The following is a 25,208-nucleotide window of genomic DNA, read 5'->3' as shown; positions in this document are numbered from 1 at the left end:
CGTGATCAGAGCTTCAGGCACAAGGCGAGCAGGCCCGTGCCCACCAGCGCCAACCCCACCTTGTCCGCGCGAGAGAGCTTCTCGCGCAGCAGCCGGTGCGACACCAGGTAGCTGAACACCACTTCGACCATTCCCAGCGTGCGCACGTTGGCGGCCGTGGTGAGCGCGAAAGCGGTGAACCAGCCGATCGAGGCGAGCGCACCCATGCCGCCGGCCAGGATCGACACGCGCCAGGCTGTCGCCAGCGCGCGCAGCGATTGCGGAGCGCGCCACGCGAGCCACGCGCCCAGCACCACCGATTGCGCGGCCTGCGCCCACAGCACGCCCCAGGCTCCGTTGAGCCAGACCGACGTGTCGGACAGTTGCAGCGCCGCGCCGCGATAACCCACTGCCGAAAGCGCGAAGCCAGCTCCAGAAGCCAGGCCATACCATCCGGCCCGCCCGGTCCAGGCCCGAACGCCGTCCGCTGCAGCCTTCGGCGGTACCGACAGCAGCACCACGCCCGCCGTGGCGAGCAACATCGCGAGCACCGTGATCCAGCCCGGCAGCTCCCGCAGGAACAGCGTGGCGAACAAGGCCACCTGCAGCGCGTCGGTCTTGGAGTAGGCGACACCGATCACGAAATTGCGTTGCTTCATGGCAGCCAGCAGGCAGGCTGTGGCCGCAAGCTGCCCGGCTGCGCCGAGCATCAGCCAGGCGAAGTAGCCGGCGTGGAAAGAGGGGACGGTCGCCGCGGTCGCCGGCAGCCCATGCAGTGCCACCACCCAAAGCGCGGCGAACGGCAACCCGTAGAGAAAGCGCGCCAACGTCGCACCCAGCGTGCCCGCCTGGGCCACCAGCGAGCGCTGTGCCGCATTGCGGGCGGTCTGGGCCAGGGCTGCCGCCAACACGATCGGGATCCACAGCCACGGCAGGATGGGGGCGGCATTGCTCATCGGTCCTCATCATCGGGCATCTGCCGGCGCAGCGCGTTTCTGTTCCGCGGCGGCGGGCCGCGCGCCCGGAGATGGCGACATGCCCCCGTCTATCATCGGCAACAAGGAATCACCCACAGGAAATCGTCTTGAACAAACTTTCGATCGCCGGGTTGCTGGCCGTTGCTCTCTCCCTGGTCCTCAACGCCTGCGGCGGAGGTGGCGGGGGTGGAAGCGGTTCCGCACCCTCCGCGGAGGCAGCGCTGGCCAGCACCATCCGCAACGACACACGGTTGCCGCTGGTGCGTGCCAAGGCCAGGCAGGTGGTCGCCAAGAACCTGAGCGCCGGCACGGTGTATGCGGCTGTGTACATCCGCGACCTCAACACGTTCATCGACCTGGCCATCGAGTCGCACGGCGCGCCGGTGGTGCGCTCGCAGCTGTTGCAGTTCTTCGAGTTCCAGGCGGACGACGGTCTCATCCCCGATGCCATCGAGCCGAACGGCAACCTGCTGCGAGCCACCGTCGAAAGCGACCAGGAAAGCTCGCTGGTGCAGGCCGTCGGCAAATATGTGGCGGCGACGGGCGACACGGCGCTTCTCTCGCAGCAGGTGCGCGGCGTCCCGGTGATCGAGCGCATGGAGAAAGCGCTGATGTATCTCTACACGCAGCGATTCGCCGCGCCATACCGCCTGGTCTGGGGCGGCACGCGTGCCGACTGGGGTGACGTCCAGCCCGAGGACAGCCCCGGCACCAACCTGACGGAGAACAGCCACCCCAGCATCTCCATCTACGACAACGCCATGCTGGCGCTGGCCCTCGTTCACCTGCAGACCCTGGAGCGCGCGGCGGGGCGCGACGCGACCCCCTGGACTGCCCGCCAGGCCGATCTGCGCACGGCTGTGCGCGCGCACCTGTGGACCGGCACCCAGTTCATCCCCCATCTCTACCTCGAGAAGGGCTCGCCCTTTCCGGCGAGCTTCGACGAGGCGCGCATCTATTTCCAGGGCGGCACCGCGGTCGCCATCCAGGCGGGGCTGCTCGAGCCGGCCGAAGTCGAGCTGACTTTCGCTCGCATGATCAAGAACAAAGTCGATTCCGGTTCCGGCACCGTCGGCGTCACGCTCTACCCGTCGTATCCGGCGAACTTTTTCGCCAACACCTTCTGGATGGGCCCCGAATACCACTACCAGAACGGCGGCGACTGGCCGTGGTTCGGCGGGCGCATCATCCAGCAGATGGTGGCGCGCGGCCAGCCGCAGATGGCCCACCAGGAAATCGGCCCGATGCTCGACCGTGTGCTGCGCGACGACGGTTTCTACGAGTGGTACAGCCGCGATGGCAAGGGCCAGGGTTCCGCCGAATACCGCGGCTCTGCCGGGCAGATCGCGCTGGCGATCGACATGCTGCTTCAATGGGCCAACGCGCACTGACTGTTGCGCGCGCGACAGGGGCCATGACCTTGGTGCCGCGCTAAGGTTCGTATCGTCACGGCACATCCTCAAGGAGTGCCGCGATGAAACCGCTTCCCGATCCCCTGGCCCAGATCCGGGCCATCAACCTCACGTCCGCATTCAACCAATGGTGCGGCATCGAGGTCGTCAGCGCCGAGCCCGGCAAAGCCGAAATCGCGATGCCCTGGCGCATCGAGGTGGGGCAGTATTCCGGCTTTCTGCACGCGGGGCTTGTGGGCGCGCTCATCGACACGGCCTGCGGCTATGCGGCGGCGACGCTGGTCGGGCGCGTGCTCGCGTCGCACTACGCGGTCAACTGCCTACGCCCGGCGGTGGGCGAGCGATTCATCGCCCGTGCGCGTGTCGTCAAACCCGGCAAGTCGCAGGTGTTCACGTCGTGCGAGCTCTTCGCGCTGTCCGGGGGCGCCGAGAAACTCGTCGCCACGGGCGAGACCTTGCTCCTGGTGGTGCCCGACGAATCGGCGTGACGGCGGGCCGCGTCGGGGCCGAAGTCAGAAGATCGAAAGCCCGGTCTTCGCCGTGAACAACTCGAGCGCCTTCATGCCCAGCAGCGAGTTGCCGGTCGAGTCCAAGGCCGGTGACCACACGCACAGGGTCAGGCGGTCCGGCACCACGGCCACGATGCCGCCGCCCACGCCGCTCTTGCACGGCAGGCCGATGCGAAAGGCGAACTCGCCGGCCGCATCGTAGGTGCCGCAGGTCAGCATCAGCGCGTTGATTCGCCGCGCCTGGCTTTCGGTGAGGAGCTGGTGGCCCGTGAACGGATGCACTCCATCGCGGCACAGGAAACCGGTGGCACGGGCCAGCTGCAGGCAATTCATGGCGGCCGCGCAATGATGGAAATAGGCGTCAAGCACCGCCGACACATCGTTGTCGATACGGCCGAAGCTCTTCATGAAATTGGCCAGTGCGATGTTGCGAAAGCCCGTGGCGGCTTCCGACGCGGCGACCTCTTCGTCGAACTGCACCGGTTCGCCGCACAGGCTGGACAACAGCGTGAGCATCTCGGCTTTCGCATCGAACAGGCTGACGAGCCGGTCCGTCACAGCGATTGCGCCGGCGTTGATGAAGGGGTTGCGCGGGATGCCGCGTTCCGACTCCAGTTGCACCAGGGAGTTGAACGGGTTGCCTGACGGCTCGCGGCCGATGCGCTCCCACAGCGTCTCGCCCATCTCGCGCATGCCCATCGTCAGCGCGAACAGCTTGGAAATGCTCTGGATCGAAAACGCGGTGGTGCTGTCCCCGGCATGGGCCTCGTGGCCGTCGCAGGTTCGCAGCGCGATCCCGAACCGCGCCGCCGGCACGCGCGCCAGTGCGGGGATGTAGTTGGCGACGTGCCCTGCCTCGCCCAGCTCGGGGCGAAGCGTGGCGACGATGTCTTCGAGCAGCGATTGAAAGTCCATGGCGGGATTGTGCGCGCAGGTATATTGCCCCGGTGGCAAAAACAACCCGAAGCCAGGGCAGCCTGGCCAGCCTCATCGTCCGGCGCGGCCGGGAAGAACGCCTCGCGCAGGCGGCGGGCGGGCTCACGTTTGCGACCGTGATGTCGATGGTGCCGCTGCTGGCGGTGAGCTTCGCCTTGTTCGCGCGCGTGCCGGCCTTGCGCCCCACCGGTGAAGCGATCCGGGAGCACTTGCTGCGCGGCCTGCTACCGGCCGACATCACCAAGACCGTTCTCAAGCATCTTGCCCAGTTCACCGGGAACACCAGCGGACTCACGTGGGTCGGCTTTGGCGTATTGCTGCTGTCGGCGCTGGCACTGCTTCTCAGCGTGGAGAACACGCTCAACCGCATCTGGCTCGCCAAGAAACCGCGGCCGTTTCTGCGCCGGCTGGCCTTGTACATTGGCTTGTTGCTGACCGGGCCGGTCATCATCGGCGCGAGCCTGTGGGCGACGTCGTACCTGCTGGCCAATGCACGCGGCCTCGCGGCAACGCTCGGCCCCCTTGCGTTGGGCGCGGCCGGCTTCACCTGCCTGTTCCGCTTCGTGCCGCACACGGCCGTGCGGTGGCGCGATGCGATCGCCGGTGGCCTGCTCGCCGGCATCGCCTTCGAGCTGGGCAAGCGCGGCTTCGCGATTTACCTGGCGAACATGCCGGCCTACCGGACGATCTATGGCGCCTTCGCTCCGCTGCTCGCGTTCCTGCTGTGGGTGTACTACTCGTGGTTCATCACGCTGGGCGCCGCGTTGGCGGGTGCTTGCCTGCCGCGGGCCGGTCGGTCGGCTTAGTCCTGTCCCGCAATCCATGACTTCCGGTTTTCCTCTTCTTCGCGTCGCGTCAGGCGGTACCCGTCATGGCCTCACACTGTGTCGGTCGCCGCTTTGCGCCGACTTCGCTGAGATTCTTGGCCTGGGGCCGGCGCCGTACAACTCGCACAGCGCCTAAGGCCGCTGTGCTCGGACAAGTCCGGCGAGCTAGTCAACGAAGCGCGCAAGCGCGCCCGGCCCCAGACCAAGAATCTCAGCCGCCACAGAGATCGGCCCTGCCGGGCACCGCCTGACGCTCAGGGACATTGTTGGCGCACGACGGTCGCAAAACCGCACGCGCGACTCGGCCGCCGGCCGCGCTCACGACAGTCGAGCGGGAAGTCCGCAATGACAGCCGGGGGATCGGCAAGCCTAGGCACCCTCGGAGACGACGAGCAGGACACTGCTGTCGCTGCCGAGCCGATGCGCGGCACGCAGCGCGTCGCGGTGGGCCACGTGCAAGAGCCCGGCCACACCGGCGGCTCCTGAAGGCGTTGTGGGCGGGCCGCCGCAGTTCGCGAGCGTCGCGGGCGCGGAGAGCAGCGCCGCTTCATCTACCGCCACCGAACTCGCGCCGAATCGCAGGAGGATGTCGAGTGCGGCAGCTGACGCGGTGCCGCACGAAAGCATCTCCGCGCATGTCTCCAAATCGCCGGTGACTGTTACCGGATGCCCCACCCGAAGACCCGCGGCGACGCATGCCGCCCGCTCCGGCTCGACCACTACCAGCCGGGCCGGATCGCGCAGGTGGGCCATCAAGCCCTCTGCAAGCGCGGCGGCGAGTCCGCCGACGCCGGCTTGGGCAAAGACATGCGTCGGCAGAGCGTGGCCCTGCGTCTGCTGCAGCACCTCGCGTGCCAGCTGCGCGTAGCCACGCATCACGTCACGAACCCCGCGGTCGTCCGGGTCGTCCGAAGTGTCGGACACCAGGATGCCCTCGCCGCGCGCGGCGGCAGCGGCGGCCTCGGTCACCGCGTCGTCGTAAGTGCCGTGCACCGTCTCCACCTGCGCGCCTTGCGCCGCAATGCGCGCGACGCGCACCGGCGTCGCGCCGGCCGGCAGGAAGATCCGCGCGTGGGCGCCGGCCGCCGTCGCCGCGGCGGCAACCGCCAGCCCATGGTTGCCGTCGCTGGCGCAAATGAGTGTGGTGCGAGACGCTTCGCTCCCCGCCCGCGCCAGGGCCTTCAACGCGGCGGCGGTGCCGCCCAACGACTTGAAGTTTCCGAGGGGCCGGTCGCACTCCGCCTTGACCCACACGCTTGCCACACCGGCTTCGCGCGCCAGCAGCGGGAGCTGGATCAGGCGGGTCGGCGCTGCCGGTTTCGTTGTGTTGGTGTCCATGAATTGGAGTGTGCCCCGCCAGGCCCGCGGATGCGCCGCGAATTCGCCCGCCTCGGCGCGGCAAAAAAGCGATTCCGGCGCGCTACACCGCGGGCGCCGGCGGAACGGGTATCGCGAGCCCGCGCTTGACGACGTTGAGCGCCACGCTCGTGGTGTAGCGCTTGATGTTCGGGTGCTCGATCATCATGCGCGACATGAATGCTTCGTACGACGCAGTGTCCGGCGCCGTCAGCACAAGGACGAAGTCGGCCTGGCCGGTCACGTAGAAGGCTTGTTGCACGGCCGGCTGTGCCTGCAGCCACGCGCCCAACTGGTTCAGGTGTTCGGGCCTTTCCTGTTCGAGCTGCAGCGAGGCGATGAAGAACGTGGGCCGTCCGACCTTCGCCGCGTCGACCACCGCGACCTCACGCGCGATCACGCCTTCCTCGCGCATCCGCCGAAGCCGGCGCTGGATGGCGGAAGGCGACAGCGCCACCTGCGCCGCCAGGCTCTCGGCTGTCTGGCCCGAATCCTCTTGCACGAGGTTGAGCAGTTCGCGGTCGAAACGGTCCAGGTCGGTCATCGATAGGTGCAGGGAAGGATTCGCGGAATTTCGGCAAAGGGCGCCGCGATATTGCGCGCAATCCGCGCAGGGGCGTCCCTACCATTCTAGGGACCAACCTGGAAAGCACTTCATGATTTCACACATCTCCCTGGGCACGTCCCGATACGCCGAAGCGGTGGCGTTCTACTCGCAGGTGCTCGCGCCGCTGGGCCTGAAGCTCCTGCGCGACACGGGCGCCGAGGCGGCGTTCGGTACCGGATCGCAATGGTGCTTCTTTCTGTACCCCGTGGCCGCGCCGGAGCAGGTGACGGCCAAGGGCACCCACGTCGCCTTCGACGCGCCTTCGCGCGAGCAGGTCCACGCCGTGCATGAAACCGCGCTGCAATCGGCGGCGTCCGATGTGTTCTCCCCGCGCCGCCGGCCCGACATCAGCGAAACCTATTTCGGCGCGATGTTCAAGGATCTCGACGGCCATGCGGTGGAGGTGTTGACCAACGCAATCGAAGAGCCGTGCAAGTAGGCATCGACCTACGCCGTGATTTCACGTCACTTCCCGCCGGCTGGTTCCGCCAGCCGTGTGATCGCCTCGCGGCTGCCGGCCATCTCGCGCAGGCGAAACTTCTGGATCTTGCCGGTGGCGGTTTTCGGCAACTCGGTAAAAACGACTCGGCGCGGGCATTTGAAGTGGGCGAGGCGGTCGCGGCAGAAGGCGATCAGTTCGGCCTCGTCGAGCAAATCGGCACTGCCTTTGCGCTCGACGAAGGCACAGGGCACTTCGCCCCACTTGTCGTCGGGCTGGGCGACGACTGCAGCGTGCAGGACCCCTGGATGGCGATGCAGCACGTCCTCCACCTCCACGGAGGAGATGTTCTCGCCGCCGGAGATGATGACGTCCTTGGACCGGTCCGTGATCTGCAGGTAGCCATCCGGATGCACAACCGCCACGTCGCCGGTGTGGAACCACCCGCCCGCGAAGGCCTTGGCCGTCGCATCCGGGTTCTTCAAATAGCCCATCATGACGATGTTGCCGCGAATCAGCATCTCGCCCGCATCGCTGCCGTCGCCGCGTACCGGCTTCAACGTCTCCGGGTCGGCGACCATCAACCCCTCCAGCACGGCGGCCCGCACACCTTGACGCGCTTGCAGCCGCGCTCGCTCGCCCGCGGGCGCGTCGTCCCAGGCGTCTTGCCAGGCGCAGCTCACGGCCGTGCCGGAGATCTCCGTGATGCCGAACACGTGATCCACCTCGAAGCCCATGGCCCCGACCGCCTCGAGCACGGCGGCCGGCGGAGGCGAGCCCGCGGTCAGCACGCGCACGCGCCGGGGCAGGGCCTGGCGTTCGGCGGGCGGCGTGTTGGCGATGCCGCCCATGACGATGGGCGCGGCGCAGAAATGCGTGACCCCTTGTTCGGCGATGGCGCGGAAGATGTTGGCCGCAGTCACCTTGCGCAGGCACACGTGCGTGCCGGCCGCCGCCGTGATGGCCCACGTGAAGCACCAGCCGTTGGCATGGAACATCGGCAGCGTCCACAGGTAGGTGGGTGCGCGCGGAAGCGCCCAGTCCGTCATCTGCATGAGGCTCATCAGGTAAGTGCCGCGGTGGCTGGGCACCACGCCTTTGGGGTCGCCCGTGGTCCCCGACGTGTAGTTCAGCGCAATGGGCGTCCACTCGTCGGTTGGCCAGACGCCGGCAAATGCGGGATCGCCACCCGCCAGCAGAGACTCGTAATCCGTCTCGCCGATCGCCGGCCCGTCCGGCGCTTCGAGATCGTTGATGTCGATCACGCGCGGCGGTTGCGCCACGTTCGCCAGGGCGCGCTGGACCAGCGGCGCGAACTCGCGATCGACCAGCAGCACGCGCGACTCGCCGTGGCGCAAGATGAAGGCGACACCTTCGGCGTCCAGCCGGCAGTTGATGGCATTGAGCACGGCCCCCGACAGCGGAATGCCAAAGTGCGCTTCGAGCATCGCCGGTGTGTTGGGCGCAATGATTGACACGGTGTCACCGGTCCGCACGCCCATGCGCACGAGCGCCGATGCCAGCCGATAGCAGCGCTCGCGCGTCTGCGCCCAAGTCTGGCGCAGGCTGCCGTGCACGATGGCCAGGCGCTGAGGATAGACGTCGGCGGTGCGGTCGAGGAAACGCAGCGGCGTCAACGGCACGAAGTTGGCCGCGTTGCGCTCGAGGCCTTGCGCATAGGGAGAGGCAGTGGGGAAGGCCGAAGGGTTGAGGGTCACGGCGATGTCTCCGCGGGGCTGTGGTCGTGAAAATGGGCGAAGCTGCTGACCGGCTCGCGCTCGCTCACCAGGGAGTTCTCGACGCGGCTGGGGTCCGCGTGCCCGAGGCTCATGCCGCAGACGAGCATCTGCCCATCGGAAATGCCGAGCTCACGCGCGATGATGCGGTGGAACGTCGTGAAGGCGGCCTGCGGGCAGGTGTCAAGTCCACGGCCGCGGGCCGCCACCATCACACTCTGAAGGAACATGCCGTAATCAATGAAGCTGCCTTGCTGCATCACCCGGTCGATGGTGAAAATCAGCCCGACCGGCGCGTCGAAGAAGCGATAGTTGCGCGCGTGCTGCGCGTGCATGCGGGGCTTGTCGCCTTTGTCGATGCCGAGCAGGCCGTACAGCTCCCAGCCGAGCTTGCGGCGCCGGTCGACGTAAGGTGACACCCATTCCCGCGGGTAGTAGTCGTAGGGTTCTTCCAGCTCCGCGAGAAGCGAGGGGTCGTCGTAGGCAGCCAGGACGGCCGCGCTGAGCCGGTCTTTCGCGCTACCCGTCAGCACGTGGACTTGCCAGGGCTGTGTGTTGACGCCTGAGGCGCAGTGACGTGCAACCTCCAGGATCGCCTCGATCTCCTCGCGCGGCACGGGTGTCGGCAGGAAGGCCCGGATCGACCGGCGAGAGACGATCGCCCAGTCGACCGCCTCGCGCAGGATCTCGGGCGCGATGGACGGAGGAGGAGTAAGACGCTTCATTGGCGCCAATGCTAGGCCGCAGGATGAATCCTGAATGTTCTGTTCATGACAATCGGCGGGAGTGCTTTCCCCCGGCCGCGCCGGGGCCAATCGGCGGACAATGGGCAGGCCCAGCGCCTCATCAGCACCTGCCTCATGACCGTCCCCAACACCAGCCTGCGCGACTTCCTGGAAGCGAGCCCGTGGCGTTCCTGTCTCACGCCCGCGCAGATGGACAGGGTGTACCTCGACACGGCGATGCGAAGTTTCAAGGCCGGCTCGACGGTGTGCCTTCGCGGCTCGCCGGCGATGCACTGGCTGGCCGTGGTGGACGGGATGCTGAAAGTCGACACGATCGCCTCCGACGGGCGTGCCACGACATTTGCCGGCGTGCCCGCCGGTGCCTGGTTCGGCGAAGGCGCAGCGTTGAAGGGCGAGCCGCGCCCCTATGCGGTCGTGGCCATCCGCGACAGCAACGTGGCCTTCATGCCGCGCCAGACATTCCTTTGGCTGATCGACGACAGCCGCGCCTTCAGCCGCTGGGTGATCGACCAGCTGAATGCGCGGCTGGGCCACTACGTCGCGCTGGTGGAGAGCTTTCGCCTGCAGGACCTCCCGGCGCGCGTCGCCTATTGCGTGTCCGAGCTATTCAACCCGCAGCTCTATCCGTCGACGGATCGCGAGCTCGTCATCTCCCAGGACGAGATCGCCCGCCTGTGCGGACTTGCAAGGCAGAACACCAATCGTGCGCTGCACCAGCTCGAAGAGGCCGGCCTGCTGCGCATTCGCTATGGCGTGATCGAGGTCCTCGACCTCGAGGGCCTGCAGAACTTCTCGCGCGGGCCCTAGCTGCGCGCCTTGGTCTTCCTGCCTTTCACCACGCCATCCCAAGGCGCCACCGCGCCGCTCCACCGCTCGGCCAAAAAGTCCAGCATCGCGCGCAGCAGTGGCGGCTGGTGCTGGCGCGACAGGTACACCGCATGGATGCCCAACGTTTCCGGCTCGTACGCCGGCAGCACGCGCACCAGCCGGCCTTGCGCCAGATCGTCGCTTGCGAAGTACGTCGGCAGCATGGCAATTCCCAAACCCTCCAGCGCGGCCTGCCGTGTCACCGCCACTTCGTTGCTTTGAAGAGGGCCACTCACGGGCACCTTGATCGTTTGCCCGTCGCGCTGCAGGCGCCACTCGGTTCGCCCGACATGGGCGTGGGTGAGGCAGCGATGGGTTCGCAGTTGCTCCGGCGTTTTCGGCGCGGCGTGCTCCGCGAGGTAGGACGGCGCGGCACACAGCGCGGAGCGGCAACTCGCGATGCGGCGAGCCACCAGTGTGTCGTCGAGCTGGTTGCTGATGCGCACGGCCAGGTCGATCCGCTCTTCCACCAGGTTCACCGCGCGCTCCAGCACGATCAGCTCGACCTGGGTGCGCGGATGCGCCTTCAGGAAGTCCGACACCGCGGCGGCCAGATGCGCCTGCGCGAACGAGTTGCTGGTGGTGATGCGCAGCTTGCCGCTCGGCGCGGCGCTTCGGGCGCCGGCCGCGGCCTCGACATCCAGCGTCAGGTCCAGCACCTGCCTGCAGCGCTGCAACGCCTCGGCGCCTGCATCCGTCAGGCTCACGCGCCGCGTCGTGCGGTGCAGCACACGCACGCCCAGCCAGCTCTCCAGGCTTTCCAGGTAGCGCGACACCATCGCGCGCGAGATGTCCATCGCCTTGCCCGCGTCGGTGAGGCTGCCGCGCTCGGCCACCTCGGTGAACACCTGCATCGCTCGAATCCGGTCCATGGGGGTGCGGCGGATTAGGCCGTTCTGGTAGACAAAGTGTCGACGAGTCTACTGTTTATCTCCAGGAAAGTAACCAATACAGTCCAGTCTTCTTCAACACCAACCGAAAGAGACCGAGATGCAGACCTTCAAGAAACTGGCCCGACTGATCGTGCCGGCCCTCGCGCTGGGCGTGGTGGCCGTCGACGCCGCGGCCCAAGCCAGCGCAGCCCCGCTGACCCTGCAGGTGTACAACGCCGATGCCAACAGCTTCCACGTGAACTCGGTGCTGGTGTCGGGCCAGACCGACGCCGTGCTGCTCGACACGGGCTTCACGCGCGCCGACGCCCTGCGCATCGCGGCCATGGTGCTGGACAGCAAGAAGACGCTCAAGACGATCTTCATCACGCAGGCAGACCCGGACTACTACTTCGGAATCGAAGTGCTGAAGCAGTACTTCCCGGACGCGAAGGTGGTCACCACCGCACCGACGCTGAAGAAGATCCAGGCCACCCTGGCTACCAAGTTGCAGGTGTGGGGCCCGCGCATGGGTGCCAACGCGCCCAAGACCGTGCCGCTGCCTGAAGTGCTGGCCGGCAACGTCATCACGCTCGAAGGCAAGGCGCTGGAAGTGCGCGGTCTGGACGACAGCCTGCCGCATCGCAGCTATGTGTGGATCCCGTCGCTCAAGGCCATCGCGGGCGGCGTCAACGTCTACGCCGGCCTGCACCTGTGGACAGCCGACGCGCAAAGCGTGCAAGAGCGTGCCGACTGGTCGAAGAAGCTCGGCGCGATGGCCGCGCTGCAGCCCACCACGGTGATCCCGGGCCACAGCGCCGCCGGCGCCAAGCAGGACGCCTCGCAGCTCGCATGGAGCCAGGCGTACCTCGCGCGTTACGAGCAGGAACTGCCGAAGGCCGCCAACAGCGGCGCCCTCATCGGTGCGATGAAGCAGGCCTATCCGGAAGCCGGCCTGGGCATTGCCCTGGACATCGGCGCCAAGGTGAACAAGGGCGAGATGAAGTGGTGAGCATGCGCCGGGCCGCGCGCCGGCCCTGATGACAAAAGGGCAGCTTGATGCCCTGCACAATGGCTCCCATTCGCAACAGCCGATGGGAGCCATTTTTTATGCTGACGCCAGAAGACATCTCCACCCGCCGCCAGGCGTTTCGCCAATTGCACGAATCGGGATGCTTCGTCCTTCCCAACCCCTGGGACCGCGGCAGCGCGCGCTACCTGCAGCGGCTGGGGTTCAAGGCGCTGGCCACCACCAGCTCGGGCGCGGCCTGGTCGATGGGCAAGGCGGACGGGCAGATGTCGCTCGAGGAAACGTTGGCGCACCTGCGTGAGATGGTGGCCGCCGCCGAATTGCCGGTGAACGCCGACTTCGAAGCCGGCTTCGCGGACGATGCGGACGGCGTCGCGCGCAACGTGCGGCTGGCGCTGGACACCGGTGTTGCGGCGCTTTCCATCGAAGACTCCACCGGTAACGCCAACGATCCGCTGCGCGACATCGATTCCGCCGTCCTGCGCATGCGCGCCGCACGCGCGGCCATCGACGAAGCGGGTGGCGAGACGCTGTTGATCGGCCGCGCAGAGAACTTCTTCGTGGGCCGCCCGGACATCGACGACGCGATCCGCCGCCTGCAGGCCTATGCGGAAGCAGGCGCGGATTGCCTCTATGCGCCAGGCATCAAGACGCGCGAACAGATCATCGCCGTGGTTCAGGCGGTAGCGCCCAAGCCTGTCAACCTGCTGGTCGGCTCCGCCGTCGATCTGACGCTGCGCGACATCGAAGCGTTGGGCGTGCGCCGCATCAGCGTCGGCGGCGCGATGGCGCGCACGGCCTGGGGCGGCTTCATGCGCGCGGCGCAGATGATCGCGGGGGAAGGCAAGTTCGATGGTTTCGCGGATGCGGCGGCCGGCGCGGAATTGAACAAGTTGATGGGCGTTTGACAGCTGGCTGGATGCGAGAATTCGGGCATGGCCCAAGGCAAACGCATTTCCGCAGACATCGACGCATACGCGCTGCAGGCCATCAAGGACATGGGCGCCGCCGCCAAACTGGCGCGGACGAAAGCGGGGGAAGGCCAGGCAGTCGCGGCCGCGCGTCTGGGCGTGCACGTGCAGACGATTGGCCGCATCGAGTCGGGCGAGCCCGGTGTCGCCATTGGGCATGTGCTGGGCATGCTCGCGCTGTATGGCGTTTCGACAAAGCTGCTGCAACCGGGTGGTGGTGACGCGTAGCCGCCTCAGCCTTTCGTCATCCACTTCGCCATCACGTCCAGCAGCTCATCGCGCACCTGCGCATCGTTGCGTCCCGAGCGCACCAGCACGTGGAACGAGTGATCGGCGCCCTCGACGACATGCAGCGTTGCGCGGCGCCCGAGCTTTGCGGTCGTTTCGCGAATGAGTTGGAGGTCGGCCAGCGTGTCGCGTGTGCCCTGCAGAAACAGCATCGGCACTTTCACCTCGGCCAGGTGCGTCGCGCGCTCGATGGAAGGCTTGCCGGCCGGATGAAGGGGGAACCCGACGAAGACGACGCCTCCCACGCCGGCCAGCGGCTCCACCGCCTGCGCCTGCGACGTCATGCGGCCGCCGAACGACTTGCCGCCGGCGAAGAGCGGCACGCCGGGCAGTTGCCTTGTGGCCTCTTCAACCGCGGCGCGCACTGCAGCTTGCGCCACGACCGGTGAATCCGGCCGCTTCGAGCCTTGCTCCATGTACGGAAACTGGAAGCGCAGCGTCGCGATGCCGCGCTCGACCAGGCCCCGCGCGACCGCCACCATGAACGCGTGATTCATCCCCGCGCCGGCCCCATGCGCGAAGACGTAGCAAGCCTTCGGGTGCGCGGGCGCGTCGAGCACAGCGGAAACTGTGGTCCCGGCAGGCAGTGAGATGCGCAAGGGAGTCATGTGAGCATCGTAGTCCAGCCGGGCACGCCCCGCTGTACCCATCCGCCCGCCGATACAGTCCCGCGTTTGCGTGGCGGCGCTGTACCTTCCCGCACCGCCCGGCACGCCCTACGCTGGCAGCCATGATCACCGACCTGCTGCCACTCGCCACCTATTGCTTCCTCATGTCGAGCACGCCGGGGCCCAACAACGTGATGCTCACCGCGTCCGGCGCCAACTTCGGCTACCGCGGCACCCTGCCGCACATCCTGGGCATCAACTTCGGCGGCGCGGTGCAGACGTTCGCCACGTGCGCCGGGCTAGGCGCATTGTTCGTGGCCTGGCCGGTGCTGCACTCGGTGCTGCGCGTCGCCGGGGCCATGTACTTGCTGTACCTGGCATGGAAGCTCACGGGCGGGGTGATGGGCTCGGGGCAGGTGGCGCGCCCGTTGACCTTGCGCGAGGGCGCGTTGTTCCAGGCCGTCAATCCCAAGAGCTGGATGAAGGCCGTGACGCTCGCGTCGGTGTTCATGCCGCCGGGCGTGTCGCCGGTGGAGGGGGCGCTGCTGATCACGGCCGTCGGCTTCGTGATCGGGTTTCCGTGCGTGTCGGCCTGGGCGCTGTTCGGCGTGGCCATCCGGCGCGTGCTCGACGACCCGAAGCGCAGGCGTGTGTTCAATGTCATCATGGCGGGTGCGCTCGCGTTGCTGGCGCTCAAGTTTCTTCTCTAGACCCTCGATGTTTCTGCTGGACCGCGAATCGCCCCTGCCCCTGGCCGACCAGATCGAGACGCGCCTGCGCGCGTTGATCGAAGGCGGGCAACTCGCCGCCGGCGCGCGCCTGATGTCGATCCGGCAGCTCGCCACGCAATTGGCGGTGAGCCCCAACACGGTGGTGACGGCCTACGACCGCCTCGTCGCTGCCGGCCTGATCGAGTCGCGCGGCACGGCCGGCTTTTTTGCCTGCGAGCCTGTGGCCGGCGCGGTCGACGCCGCCTGGCTGGAAGCGGGCGAAGAACAGGAGCCCGTCTGGGCCGCGCAGCAAGCCAACGACCAGCGCGCGGGCATGCTGCTGGCCAGCAGCGGCGTGCTGCCGCCCAGCTGGCTCAACGACGGCTTGCCCGCCACCGTGCTGCAGCGGGCGCTGGCCCGACACGATGCAGGGCTGGCCGCACGCTGCCCGCCGCAGGGCATGGCGGAAGTGCGCGAGCGCATCGCGATGATGATGCGCACCCAGGGCATGACGGTGGACGGCGGCCGGCTGCTCACCACCTGGGGCGCGACGCAGGCCATCGACCTGATCTGCCGCGCCTTCCTGCAGCCCGGCGACGCCGTGCTCGTCGAGAACCCAGGGTACTTCCTGATGTTCGGCCGCCTGCGCCAAGGCGGGCTGCACGTGGTGCCGGTCGCGCGGCGGCCCGACGGTATCGACCTGGACGAACTGGAGGCCGCGTGCCGAGAGCACCGGCCCAAGCTGCTGTTCATCCAGAGCGTGCTGCACAACCCCACGGGCTGGGGTTCCAGCGCGGCCAACCTGCATCGCGTGCTGATGCTCGCGCATCAATACGGTTTCCTGATCGCGGAAGACGATACGCAGGGCCACTTCCATCCCGGCCACCCGACGCGCCTGGCGCAGCTCTCGGGCCTGGAGCGCGTGATCTACGTTTCGAGCTTCTGCAAGGCGATGAGTCCGGCGATTCGAATGGGCTACATCGCGGCCGAGCCCAAGCTGCTCAAGCCTTTGCTGCGCGAAAAGATCTACTCGGTGTTGACCACGGGTGCATTGAACGAGCTGGTGCTGCTGGAACTGCTTGCGGCCGGCCGTTGGCGCAAGCATGTCGAGCGCTTGCAGCAGAAGATCGGCACGGCCCGCACCGTCGCTGCGCGCCAGCTGCGTGAAGCCGGGGTCCAGCTGGAGCCGCCCGGTGAAGGCGGCCTGTTCCTCTGGGGCGCGGTGCCGCCGCAGGTGGACGTCGAAGAGCTGGTGCGTGATGCGTATCGCAACAAGATCGTGCTGATGCGCGGCTCGGCCTTCATGGCCGACGGCGCCGACGATCCGCACATTCGCTTCAATGTCGTCTACAGCCAGCACACGCGGCTGGCGGACTATCTGCGGCCGCGCCTGGCGGCGGTCGCCACGGCGCAGGATGCGCTGCGGCGGGCGCGCGCCACGGGGTGACGCCGGCCCAGACTCTTACACGTTGAGCCGCAGCTCGTCCGCGAGCAACTGGGCGGTCAGCCGCAGCCGGCCCAGCTCCTTCGGCGATACGTCGGCCTTCACATCCGCGCTGAAGCAGCAAAGCGTGCCATAAACCTTCCCATTCCTGAGGACCACGGGCGTGCTGAGGTGGGTGCCGATCTGGAGGGCGGTAGGCGGCACGGCTTTGGCCCTGACATAGGGCCTGGCGTCGCGCAGCAGTCGGGGCAGCCGGCCTTCGACGACGTGCAGGCACCAGCTTTCTTCCACAGGGTCGGAATGCCCCGCTTGAACGGCACTGTACTGAGGGCTGCTGTCAACGACGCGATACGTCCTGCGCCCGTGTTTGAACTGCGACATGAATGCCACGTCCATATTGAGATGGGTCCGCAGGACGTGCAGTGCTTGCTGGACCTTGGGATGTTCGAACGGCTCAGCCTCGTCCGGAATCGCCATCAGGAGTTCGGCAATGCGCACATCGATGTCGTCGGGTTCGTAGGCCAGGTCGTTCACAAGGCGTCCCTGTAACAAATGAACACAAGTGTATCCGCCTTGTCGGAAGGCGCTTTTTCCTCGGCCCGGCATCGCTGCGGGTGCGTGCGGCAGGGCGCCACGCCGCCCTGCATTGCCGTATCCTGAGGATTCAAAAAACCAATCAATCGAGGGCGGCACCATGCAGGAAAAATCATCCGTGTTGCAGGGCAAGATGGGTTCGAAGGCCGCGTAGTGGTCGTCGATCCCGACAAGGTGCACGAGTTCAAGGACTCGCAGGCTTTCTACAAGTGGCTCGGCAAGCACCACGACAAAGAGACCGAGGTCTGGATCAAGATCCATAAGGTGGACTCGGGGCTGAAGTCCATCACGCCGAAGGAAGCCATCGACGTGGTGCTTTGCTGGGGCTGGATTGATGCCATCCGCAAAGGGCTCGACGACAAGAGCTATCTGCAGCGCTATACGCCCCGCGGCAAGAAGAGCATCTGGAGCCAGATCAACGTGGCCAACGTCGCGCGCCTCGTCGAAGAAGGGCGGATGACGGAGCATGGGCTGAAGCAGGTGGCGTTGGCCCAGGCCGACGGCCGTTGGGACCGCGCGTACGCAAGCGGCCAAGGCATGGCCATCCCCGCGGACCTGCTGGCCGCCGTGGAGGCCGTGCCCAAAGCGAAGGAGACCTTGGCGAAGCTCAATGCGCAGAACCGCTTCGCGCTCGCCTTTCGGCTGCACAACATGAAGACCGAGGCCGGGCGAAAGAAGAAGATCGCAACCTTCGTCGAGATGCTCAAGAAGGGCGAGGCGATCTATCCGCAGGCTTTGAAATGAGGGCTTAAAGCGTGATGTGGCGCCGCCAGGGCAGGCGCGCATCCGCTTCGTAGTCCGCGACCACCCAGGTGCGGGTGGCGTGATCCGCCACGTCGGCCAGGAACTCGCGGATGGCACGGGCCGATGGCGCGTCCAGCGCTGCGAACGGCTGGTCGAGGCAAGTGACCGTGGCGCCGCCAGCGAGCAAGGCGACCACCGCGACCTTTCGCCGCCCGCCGGTCGAGAGCATGAAGAGCTTCTTGCCAAGATGGGACTGCAGGTCCAGTGCTTCGACGAGCGCTTGCTGAAGTGGCTCGTCCCACAGGGGGTACCGCGGCCGCAACGCGTCCCACACTTGCTGGGGCGTTTGATCATCCTGGCCCGGCAGCGACAGGTCGAGCCAGAGTGCGGAAGGATCCGCGCCGAGCCGGCGCAGCAGGGTGGTCTTGCCCGTGCGCTCGTCGCCCGTCACGGCAACAAGCCCCGGCGAGAGGGGGAGCAGGCTGGCGATCGGGATTTCAGTCGGTGGACTCATGCGCATAGTTTCCACGCAAACCGGCGGCCAGAGCGACAATCCCGCGACCCATGATCATCGACCTCATCGACGGCACCTACGAGCTGTTCCGGCACTTCTACGGCCTGCGCCGCTTCACCAAGGGCCAAGACAGGCCGTTCGGCGCCGTGGTGGGCGTTCTGAACGGTGTGCTGGAGATGATCGAGAACGACGTGACGCATGTCGGCGTGGCGACGGACCACGTCATCGAGTCGTTTCGCAATCGCTTGTGGGCCGGCTACAAGACCGGCGATGGCATCGAGCCCGCGCTGCTCGCGCAGTTCCATCCGCTGGAAGAAAGCCTGACGGCGATGGGCGTTGCCGTCTGGCCGATGACCGAGCTGGAGGCCGACGACGCGCTGGCCACGGCCGCGCGGCTCGCGGACGAAGACAAGCGCGTGGAGATCGTGCGCATCTGGACGCCCGACAAGGACCTGGCCCAGTGCGTGCGCGCAGACCGCGTGCTGCAGGTCGACCGAAAGAGCAAGAAGATCCGCGGCGCCAAGGATGTGCGGGAAAAGTTCGGCGTCGATCCGCAGCTCATCCCCGACTATCTCGCGCTGGTGGGCGATGCGGCCGACGGCTACCCTGGCATCAAGGGCATCGGCGCCGTCGGCGCGGCGCGCTTGCTGAATCAGTACGGCGCCATCGAGCGCTTTCCCGCCCACGTCTTGGGCGATCAATTCGAAGCGGCGCTGCTGTTCAAGAACCTGGCGACCCTGCGGACCGACGCGAAGCTGTTCCGCGATGTCGAAGCGTTGCGATGGCAAGGCCCCACGAACGCCTTTGCCGCGTGGGCCGAGCGCATGGGCGCGCCGAAATTGCTGCAGCGCAGCCTGAAGGCCGCACAGTCCAAGGCAAAATAGGGCCCAACTTTTCTTGCCAGGAAGATGCGGATTCTCGTCACAGGTGCGGCTGGTGCCGGCGCCACAACGCTCGGCTCGGCGCTTGCCCGTCAATGGGGGTGCAGGCATCTCGATACCGACGACTACTTCTGGTTCCCCAGCTCGCCGCCCTACCAGCGCAAGCGCACTGAAGCAACGCGCGTACGCATGTTGACGCTCGACCTGTTCGAAGCGCCCGATGCGGTGGTTTCGGGAAGCATGATGAACTGGGGCAGCAGGCTGGAAGACGCCTTCGACCTGATCGTGTTCCTGCGCGTCCCGACGGCGGTGCGGCTTGCGCGCCTGGTGCGGCGCGACCTGGAGCGCTTCGGCAAGTCCGATCCCGTCTTTCTGCGATGGGCATCGCGGTATGAAGAGGGGCCCCCGCAGGGCAGAAGTTACGCGCAGCACGCCGCGTGGCTCGCGCAGCGGTCCGCGCCGGTGCTGCGCATCGAGGGGGACTCTGCGACCGAGGCGAGCGCCGATCTCGTGATCAAGGCGATAGCGGCTATTCCAACACCGCCCTCAACTGCCGCGTCGTCGCCCCCAGCCGCCGCGTCCCGATGATCGCCAGGTTCCCCATCACCGTCAGCGCCTCTGCCGGATGGTCCGCAGCCCAGGCGTCGAACTCGGGGCGGCTCAGGCGCACCAGTTGCGCTTCGTCGCTCTCGGCGCCGGCGCAGGCCGTGCGCGGCTGCTGGGTCAAGAAAGCCATTTCGCCGAAGGCCATGCCTTGGCCCACCGTGGCCAGGCGCATGCCCGAAGCGGGCGGCCACGCGGTGGAGAGCGTGACGCGGCCGGACTGCACGACGACGATGTCGGCCTCGGCCGCCCCCGCCGTGAATGCCTGCTCGTGCGGCGCCAGCGTCTGCTGCACCAGGCGGGCCTCCAGGGCCGCACGCGCGTGCGGCGGCAATCCGTCGCCGATTTCACCGAGCACGTCGTTGGCCGGATAGGCCGGGCGGTCCTCGGGCCGGCGCTCTTCCAGCATGGCTTCTTCGGCCCACTCGAGTGCGCGATCGAGGTCCGCGAACACCTTGAGCGCAGGGGCGTTCGCGCCCGCGAGCGGCATCTGCGCGCCGGCCATCGCCGTTTCGACACGGCGCTGCGCGAGATCGCGCGCCAAAGCGCCCATGCGCACCCAGGCGGTGGTGTCCCAGGCTGCCACGCGGCTCGCGTCCAGGATCAGGCGGTCATGGTCCGGCCGCAGTGACTGCTTGACCTGTTCGGCCAGGTGCGCGGACACGCCGAACGACATCACGCCTTGCAGTTCGACCACCGCCAGACGGCGCATGTGCGGGGCCAGCCACGCCTCGGACGCGGCGCGCCGCAGCCGCCGCGACCGCACTTCCCCATCGAGCAGGGCGCGGCGCAGCGCGGTGCTGGCGGACGCGCGCATCAGAACGAAGGTGGCCACCACCAACCCGGCGATCAGCGCGCCCGCGCCGCCGGCGGTCGCGAACACGAGAGCCACCAGCCAGCTCTGCGTCCAGACGGCAGGGGCGTCGGCCGCGTAACGGCGTGACCACAGCGCCGACGGCACCTGCGTGATGCCGGCCAGGATGAGAGCGCCCGCGAAGCACGCCATCGGCACCCAGTGCAGCCACCATTGGCCTGTGGCGGCGACCGCCAGCATGATGGCGGCGTGGATGGGGCTGACGTTGGTCGCGGCCCCCGCCCGGCTGAGGGCGATGCGCGAGCGGGACGCGCTGGTCGATGCCGGGATCATTCCCAGCAACGCGCACGCGGCGCCGATCAGGCTTTCGCGGCGCAGCGTGGCGTTCGGGTCATGCAGCAGCCCGTGCTCCAGGTCGAGCTCCTGGTTGAACACCAGGATGTCCAGGCTGTTGACCAGGGCCATCAGCAAGGCCAGCGAGACCAGCCGCGTACCTTGCGAACTCACAATGCCGGCCCAGGGCACGCCTTGCCAGTCCGGCAGGGGCGGCCAGGCAAACGCCGCCGTGCTCGCCGCGGGCACGAAGTGGCTGCCAAACCCGGACAGCGCAATCAGCAGTGCGACGATCACCACGGCCGGAAACAGGCCCGGCACCGCCTTCCAGCGCAACTGCAGCAGCCGGGCCAGCACGACGACCAGCAATGCCGCGCAGGCATGCCAGGCCAGCCGCCAGTCCCACGCCCATTGGCCCAGGCCGAACCCGTGGCTCACTTGAGATGACCATCGACAGGCCCACGCCGGCGGCAAAGCCGTGCATCACGGACAGCGGCAGGAAGCGGGCCAGCGAAGCCAGGCGAAAGAGGCCGAGAAGCCATTGGAACGCGAAGGCCAAGGCCACCGTCGCCCCGGAAATCGCCAGCACCTGCAAAGGCGTCAGCGCCAGCGAGGGCGCGGCTCCCATCACGCTGGCGACGATGGCCGCGTACAGCAGGGCGACGACCGTGGTCGGCGCATAGATCACACCGCGGCGCGGCGCCAGCACGGTGAGCAGCGCGCCGGGCAAGGCCGCGGACCAAAGCGCCAGGCCCGCCAGGGAAAAGTCCGAGGCCAAAGGCGCGAACGCCAGCAATCCCAGCGCAAGAGCGTGGGGGATGGTGACCGAGGACGCGGCCATTCCGGCCAGGAGGCCGGGCGCGCGCGCGAGAGGGGTGGTTTCGGCTGCGGCGCCGACGGTGCTTGACATCAAAGCATCATAAGAATGTCATGTGTCAGTCACAAGACGCCAGCCGCCTCCTCCAACTGGAGGATGACAACCTCTGGGTTTGCCGCGACATTTTGCGCACCAAACTCAGAGGGTAGAACATGGCTTTCGAAATCGCGACCTGGTACGACACGTGGAACAGCACGGGGCTCGCCAACCTGGTTCAAAAGAAGGTGCCGCTCGACTACGCGACCCGCTACAACCTGGCCTTCGGCATCTTCCAGCAGGGCGCCAACGGCTACACCGTGGACATGAACGGGCAGTACGCGTCGCAGGTGCTGGCGCAGCTCAAGGCCCAGGCGCCCGGCGCACTGGTCTATGCGGGCGTGGGCGACACCGGCCTTGTCGCCACGGTGCAGGACAACCAGCAGAACAAGAACCGGTCGACGGCCAACATCGTGGCCTACCTGCAGCAACAGGGCCTGAACGGCATCAGCATCGACTCGGAACAATTCGAATCCATGTCGAGCGTGCCGAACCTGGTCACCCAGCTCGGCCCGAGCTTCAAGGCCGCCGGCCTGGGCATTGCCGTCTCGGTGCCCTGGCCGGCCAACGGGCCGGTCAGCCTGTACGGCAGCGACGCCGTCACGGCGTTCAACCAGTACGTGGATGCACTGGAGCTGCAGGACTACTCGTCGGCCGGCACACCGGCCGACGTGCCGGCGTGGATCAGCGCCGGTGTCTTGCCCGGTCTCCTGATGGGCGGCGTGGCCACCGAGAACGGCAGTGTGCAAACCTCGCTGGCCGACACCGCCGCGTGGACGCAGTACGCGATGAAAAAGCAGTTGCGCGGCATGTTCAGCTGGCGGCTGGACAACGACCATGGCGAGAACGGGACCGAGGAAGACGTCAACCCGACGTTCACCGGCGCGCAGAAAATCTACGACACGGTGCAGGGCTTCACCCGACTCGAAGCGACCGGCAAATGACGAGACCGTTCAATGGCGTCTTTGCTCATCTGTGCCTCCCGATCGGCTGGCTTGTAGCTCGACATGCTACAAAAACGGATCAGCAGGCGGTGTAGGAGAGCATGCCAACTGTTGGGCCTCATGGTGCATGCGCTGCCCCGCCACGCACGATTTATGCGATCCTCATTGCGGAGTCAGTCGAACGCTGTCTCCACCATTGCCGGAGTCGCCAGTGCCAAGCCTTCCGATCGCTGCGCTCAATTTCCATGCTGTGTTCGACGCTGCGCCGGCACCCTACCTGATCCTGGGCACCGATCTGTCCATCGTCGATGTCAATCAAGCGTACCTGCGAGCCACGCAAACACGCCGCGAAGAAATCATCGGCCGGAGCATGCTCGACGTCTTCCCGGACAACCCTGAAGGCCCCGCTGCGAACGGTATGGCCGATCTGCGTGCATCGCTCGTCCGCGTACTGGAGACGAAAGCCGCCGACAGGCTCAACACACCGGTTCTCGATGCGACGGGGAGGGTGACCCACATCATTCACCGTGCGGAGGACGTGACGATCGAAGAAAAGCTTCGAATACTGGCCGAAGCCGCACTCCGGGCTAGCGAAGAACGCTACCGCTCGCTGTTCTCCTCCATCGACGAAGGCTTTTGCATCATCGAGGTGTTGTTCGATGAAAGGCGCCGACCGCAAGACTACCGATTCTGCGAAGTCAACCCGAGTTTTGAACAGCAGACCGGCCTTGTGGATGCAAAGGGGAAAACGATGCGGGAACTGGCGCCCGCGCACGAGGCGCACTGGTTCGAGATCTACGGGCGCGTCGCCGAGACCGGCGAGTCGATCCGCTTCGAGAACGAAGCCAAGGCGCTGAACCGCTGGTTCGATGTGTTTGCGTTTCGGATGCAGGAGGAAGACGGTCCAAGGGTGGCCGTGCTGTTCAAGGACATCACCGAGCGAAAGCGCCTGAGTGAGACGCTGCGCCGCAGCGAGCATGCGGCGACGGAGGCCGCCCGCCGGGCCGAGGCGGAGCGCCAACGCCTGGATGCGGTGTTGCAGGCGGCGCCCGTGGGTATCGTGGTGAGTGAAGCGAACGGCGCGATCCTGCTTTCCAACGCCGCACACAGGCGCTTGTGGGGTGCGCATCCGGACCCGTGGAACGTCGACCAATTCAGGCAATGGAAAGGCTGGTGGGCCGACCATTCGGAAAGGCACGGCCGGCCCCTCGGAGCCCGGGAATGGACCACGGCCCGCATCCTTTCGGGGGAAGAGAATCCGCGTGACATCGTGACCATCGAATCGTTCGATGTTCCGCCCGTCCGGCGCACGGTCCTGATGACCGGCGCGCCCATCAAGGACGGCCAGGGCGGCATCGTGGGCGCGGTCGTGGCGCAGATGGACATCAGCGACCGGATCAAGTCGGAAGAGGCGTTGCTGCAGGCGGATCGCCGGAAAGACGAGTTTCTTGCGATGCTCGCCCATGAGCTGCGCAATCCCCTGGCGCCGATCGCGGCCGCCGCGGACCTGCTGGGCATGGGCCGGCTCGACGACACACAAATCGGGCAAACCAGCAACGTCATCCGCCGCCAGGTCAAGCACATGACCGGGCTGGTCGACGACCTGCTCGACGTCTCCCGTGTCACCCGAGGGTTGGTGCAGCTGGACAAAGCCAGGCTGGATGCAAAGCGAATCCTGTTTGAAGCCGTCGAACAGGTGCGGCCCTTGATCGAAGCCCGCCGGCACCGGCTGGCGGTCCATACACCACCGGAATCGACTTTCGTCCTGGGCGACGTCAAGCGCCTGGTGCAAGTCGTCGCCAATCTGTTGAACAATGCCGCGAAGTACACCCCGCCAGGCGGCGACATTGCGCTCAGCATGGAAGCCGAGGCGGGCCAGATAAAAATCGCGGTGTCAGACAACGGCGTCGGGATGGCGCCGGAACTGCAGGATCGGGCGTTCGAGCTTTTCGCGCAAGCAGCGCGGTCGCCCGACCGGTCGCAGGGCGGGTTGGGGATCGGGCTGGCGCTGGTCAAAAGCCTGGTGGCGCTTCATGGTGGAAGCATCGCGGTCCACAGCGCCGGTGTGGGCCAGGGAAGCAGGTTCGAGGTGTGCCTGCCTCATTTGACCGAAGAAGTGCCCTGGTCGAGTGCCCAAGCACATGCCGGAAATGTCGATGCGCCGGGCAGCGCATTGAATCTGATGGTGGTCGACGACAACGTCGACGCGGCGAAAATGCTTGCGATGTTGCTCGGAACGTGGGGGCATCGTGTGTTCGTCGAACACGACCCGCAACGGGCGCTGGACCGGGCGCGCGTCGAGAAGCCGGATGTGTGTCTGCTCGATATCGGCTTGCCTGGGATGGATGGCAACGAGCTGGCTCGGCGCCTGCGGTCGCAGCCGGAAACGGCGCAGACCGTCTTGATCGCGGTCACCGGCTACGGGCAAGAACAAGACCGCGAAGCCGCGCTGGCTGCGGGCTTCGATCATCATGTGGCCAAGCCGGTCGACAGCGCAACACTCATCAGGCTCCTGGACGTTGCTCAATCGCGAACTTCGACTCCTGCACGTCCCTGA

26 protein-coding genes and 1 pseudogene are annotated in these 25,208 nt (G+C 67.0%); 15 read left to right on the top strand and 12 right to left on the bottom strand.

Annotated elements, in window-relative coordinates; translation table 11 throughout:
• Positions 1–5: 5 nt before the first annotated feature.
• The gene (locus EEB15_RS17880) at positions 6–935 is read right to left on the bottom strand and encodes an EamA/RhaT family transporter (protein ID WP_141511224.1); all 930 of its coding nucleotides are present in this window, start codon (positions 933–935) and stop codon (positions 6–8) included.
• A gap of 128 nt (positions 936–1,063) precedes the next feature.
• Here EEB15_RS17880 and EEB15_RS17875 point away from each other — a divergent pair, with 128 nt between their 5' ends.
• Together EEB15_RS17875 and EEB15_RS17870 are read left to right on the top strand one after the other, a co-directional pair.
• On the top strand, positions 1,064–2,347 hold the full coding sequence (locus EEB15_RS17875; RefSeq protein WP_141511223.1) for an amylo-alpha-1,6-glucosidase: 1,284 nt from the start codon (positions 1,064–1,066) through the stop codon (positions 2,345–2,347).
• Between the two features lie 83 nt (positions 2,348–2,430).
• A complete protein-coding gene (locus EEB15_RS17870) occupies positions 2,431–2,856 on the top strand; it encodes a PaaI family thioesterase (protein ID WP_141511222.1) in 426 nt (141 codons plus the stop codon).
• Positions 2,857–2,880: 24 nt separating this feature from the next.
• On the opposite strand, the gene EEB15_RS17865 is transcribed toward EEB15_RS17870, so the two are convergent.
• Positions 2,881–3,792, bottom strand: coding sequence for a glutaminase (locus tag EEB15_RS17865; RefSeq protein WP_141511221.1), 912 nt, complete (start codon positions 3,790–3,792; stop codon positions 2,881–2,883).
• Positions 3,793–3,824: 32 nt separating this feature from the next.
• On the opposite strand from EEB15_RS17865, the gene EEB15_RS17860 reads away from it, so the two are divergent.
• Positions 3,825–4,619 carry a YhjD/YihY/BrkB family envelope integrity protein gene (locus EEB15_RS17860; RefSeq protein ID WP_233259534.1) on the top strand — a complete coding sequence of 265 codons (795 nt, stop codon included), beginning with the start codon at positions 3,825–3,827 and terminating at the stop codon, positions 4,617–4,619.
• A gap of 390 nt (positions 4,620–5,009) precedes the next feature.
• Here the strand turns inward: EEB15_RS17860 and EEB15_RS17855 are convergent, their stop codons facing one another.
• The gene (locus EEB15_RS17855; protein WP_141511220.1) at positions 5,010–5,978 is read right to left on the bottom strand and encodes a pyridoxal-phosphate dependent enzyme; all 969 of its coding nucleotides are present in this window, start codon (positions 5,976–5,978) and stop codon (positions 5,010–5,012) included.
• Between the two features lie 82 nt (positions 5,979–6,060).
• Positions 6,061–6,540 (bottom strand): Lrp/AsnC family transcriptional regulator, encoded by a 480-nt coding sequence (locus EEB15_RS17850; RefSeq protein ID WP_141511219.1) that lies wholly within the window; start codon positions 6,538–6,540, stop codon positions 6,061–6,063.
• 112 nt (positions 6,541–6,652) lie between these two features.
• On the opposite strand from EEB15_RS17850, the gene EEB15_RS33720 reads away from it, so the two are divergent.
• A complete protein-coding gene (locus EEB15_RS33720) occupies positions 6,653–7,042 on the top strand; it encodes a VOC family protein (RefSeq protein ID WP_158290161.1) in 390 nt (129 codons plus the stop codon).
• 26 nt (positions 7,043–7,068) lie between these two features.
• Here the strand turns inward: EEB15_RS33720 and EEB15_RS17840 are convergent, their stop codons facing one another.
• Positions 7,069–8,760 carry an acyl-CoA synthetase gene (locus EEB15_RS17840; protein WP_141511217.1) on the bottom strand — a complete coding sequence of 564 codons (1,692 nt, stop codon included), beginning with the start codon at positions 8,758–8,760 and terminating at the stop codon, positions 7,069–7,071.
• Positions 8,757–9,503 (bottom strand): nitroreductase, encoded by a 747-nt coding sequence (locus tag EEB15_RS17835; RefSeq protein WP_141511216.1) that lies wholly within the window; start codon positions 9,501–9,503, stop codon positions 8,757–8,759. The genes EEB15_RS17840 and EEB15_RS17835 overlap by 4 nt, the downstream gene beginning before the upstream one ends.
• 135 nt (positions 9,504–9,638) lie before the next feature.
• Here EEB15_RS17835 and EEB15_RS17830 point away from each other — a divergent pair, with 135 nt between their 5' ends.
• Positions 9,639–10,331 (top strand): Crp/Fnr family transcriptional regulator, encoded by a 693-nt coding sequence (locus EEB15_RS17830; RefSeq protein ID WP_141511215.1) that lies wholly within the window; start codon positions 9,639–9,641, stop codon positions 10,329–10,331.
• Here EEB15_RS17830 and EEB15_RS17825 read toward each other — a convergent pair.
• Positions 10,328–11,263 carry a LysR family transcriptional regulator gene (locus EEB15_RS17825; protein WP_141511214.1) on the bottom strand — a complete coding sequence of 312 codons (936 nt, stop codon included), beginning with the start codon at positions 11,261–11,263 and terminating at the stop codon, positions 10,328–10,330. The two genes, EEB15_RS17830 and EEB15_RS17825, sit on opposite strands and share 4 nt — an antisense overlap.
• 118 nt (positions 11,264–11,381) lie before the next feature.
• Between EEB15_RS17825 and EEB15_RS17820 the strand changes: the two genes are divergently transcribed.
• The 3 genes from EEB15_RS17820 to EEB15_RS17810 all read left to right on the top strand — a co-directional run bounded on the left by EEB15_RS17820 (position 11,382) and on the right by EEB15_RS17810 (position 13,489).
• A complete protein-coding gene (locus EEB15_RS17820; protein WP_141511213.1) occupies positions 11,382–12,272 on the top strand; it encodes an MBL fold metallo-hydrolase in 891 nt (296 codons plus the stop codon).
• A 98-nt stretch (positions 12,273–12,370) separates the two neighbouring features.
• The gene (locus tag EEB15_RS17815) at positions 12,371–13,198 is read left to right on the top strand and encodes an oxaloacetate decarboxylase (protein ID WP_141511212.1); all 828 of its coding nucleotides are present in this window, start codon (positions 12,371–12,373) and stop codon (positions 13,196–13,198) included.
• Positions 13,199–13,225: 27 nt separating this feature from the next.
• Complete coding sequence (locus EEB15_RS17810; protein ID WP_141511211.1) at positions 13,226–13,489, top strand: helix-turn-helix transcriptional regulator; 264 nt, start codon at positions 13,226–13,228, stop codon at positions 13,487–13,489.
• Between the two features lie 5 nt (positions 13,490–13,494).
• Here EEB15_RS17810 and EEB15_RS17805 read toward each other — a convergent pair whose 3' ends face one another.
• Positions 13,495–14,157: an alpha/beta family hydrolase gene (locus EEB15_RS17805; RefSeq protein ID WP_141511210.1), complete on the bottom strand. Its 663-nt coding sequence runs from the start codon at positions 14,155–14,157 to the stop codon at positions 13,495–13,497.
• 122 nt (positions 14,158–14,279) lie between these two features.
• On the opposite strand from EEB15_RS17805, the gene EEB15_RS17800 reads away from it, so the two are divergent.
• The gene (locus EEB15_RS17800; RefSeq protein WP_233259533.1) at positions 14,280–14,867 is read left to right on the top strand and encodes a LysE family translocator; all 588 of its coding nucleotides are present in this window, start codon (positions 14,280–14,282) and stop codon (positions 14,865–14,867) included.
• 7 nt (positions 14,868–14,874) lie between these two features.
• Positions 14,875–16,314 carry a PLP-dependent aminotransferase family protein gene (locus EEB15_RS17795; protein ID WP_141511209.1) on the top strand — a complete coding sequence of 480 codons (1,440 nt, stop codon included), beginning with the start codon at positions 14,875–14,877 and terminating at the stop codon, positions 16,312–16,314.
• A gap of 15 nt (positions 16,315–16,329) precedes the next feature.
• Here the strand turns inward: EEB15_RS17795 and EEB15_RS17790 are convergent, their stop codons facing one another.
• On the bottom strand, positions 16,330–16,845 hold the full coding sequence (locus tag EEB15_RS17790; protein WP_233259532.1) for a GAF domain-containing protein: 516 nt from the start codon (positions 16,843–16,845) through the stop codon (positions 16,330–16,332).
• A 213-nt stretch (positions 16,846–17,058) separates the two neighbouring features.
• Between EEB15_RS17790 and EEB15_RS17785 the strand changes: the two genes are divergently transcribed.
• Positions 17,059–17,649 (top strand): YdeI family protein, encoded by a 591-nt coding sequence (locus EEB15_RS17785; protein WP_141511208.1) that lies wholly within the window; start codon positions 17,059–17,061, stop codon positions 17,647–17,649.
• A 4-nt stretch (positions 17,650–17,653) separates the two neighbouring features.
• On the opposite strand, the gene EEB15_RS17780 is transcribed toward EEB15_RS17785, so the two are convergent.
• Positions 17,654–18,163 carry a hypothetical protein gene (locus EEB15_RS17780; RefSeq protein WP_233259531.1) on the bottom strand — a complete coding sequence of 170 codons (510 nt, stop codon included), beginning with the start codon at positions 18,161–18,163 and terminating at the stop codon, positions 17,654–17,656.
• Between the two features lie 50 nt (positions 18,164–18,213).
• Here EEB15_RS17780 and EEB15_RS17775 point away from each other — a divergent pair, with 50 nt between their 5' ends.
• Both EEB15_RS17775 and EEB15_RS17770 read left to right on the top strand, forming a co-directional pair.
• Positions 18,214–19,047, top strand: coding sequence for a 5'-3' exonuclease H3TH domain-containing protein (locus EEB15_RS17775; RefSeq protein WP_141511206.1), 834 nt, complete (start codon positions 18,214–18,216; stop codon positions 19,045–19,047).
• A 24-nt stretch (positions 19,048–19,071) separates the two neighbouring features.
• Complete coding sequence (locus tag EEB15_RS17770; RefSeq protein WP_141511205.1) at positions 19,072–19,632, top strand: AAA family ATPase; 561 nt, start codon at positions 19,072–19,074, stop codon at positions 19,630–19,632.
• On the opposite strand, the gene EEB15_RS17765 is transcribed toward EEB15_RS17770, so the two are convergent.
• Positions 19,574–21,232, bottom strand: a complete 1,659-nt coding sequence (locus EEB15_RS17765; RefSeq protein WP_233259530.1) for a cyclic nucleotide-binding domain-containing protein — start codon at positions 21,230–21,232, stop codon at positions 19,574–19,576. The two genes, EEB15_RS17770 and EEB15_RS17765, sit on opposite strands and share 59 nt — an antisense overlap.
• Positions 21,233–21,293: 61 nt before the next feature.
• Positions 21,294–21,635, bottom strand: a pseudogene (locus EEB15_RS34270) (SulP family inorganic anion transporter); the annotation flags it as partial.
• A gap of 188 nt (positions 21,636–21,823) precedes the next feature.
• Between EEB15_RS34270 and EEB15_RS17760 the strand changes: the two are divergent.
• Positions 21,824–22,651 (top strand): glycosyl hydrolase family 18 protein, encoded by an 828-nt coding sequence (locus EEB15_RS17760; protein ID WP_141511204.1) that lies wholly within the window; start codon positions 21,824–21,826, stop codon positions 22,649–22,651.
• Between the two features lie 31 nt (positions 22,652–22,682).
• Positions 22,683–25,208 carry an ATP-binding protein gene (locus tag EEB15_RS17755; RefSeq protein WP_158290160.1) on the top strand — a complete coding sequence of 842 codons (2,526 nt, stop codon included), beginning with the start codon at positions 22,683–22,685 and terminating at the stop codon, positions 25,206–25,208.

This window comes from Ramlibacter sp. WS9 (genome assembly GCF_003797765.1).
Lineage (GTDB): Bacteria > Pseudomonadota > Gammaproteobacteria > Burkholderiales > Burkholderiaceae_C > Ramlibacter.
The sequence above is the reverse complement of the archived record's forward strand: the minus strand, read 5'-3'. Positions and strand labels throughout refer to the sequence as shown.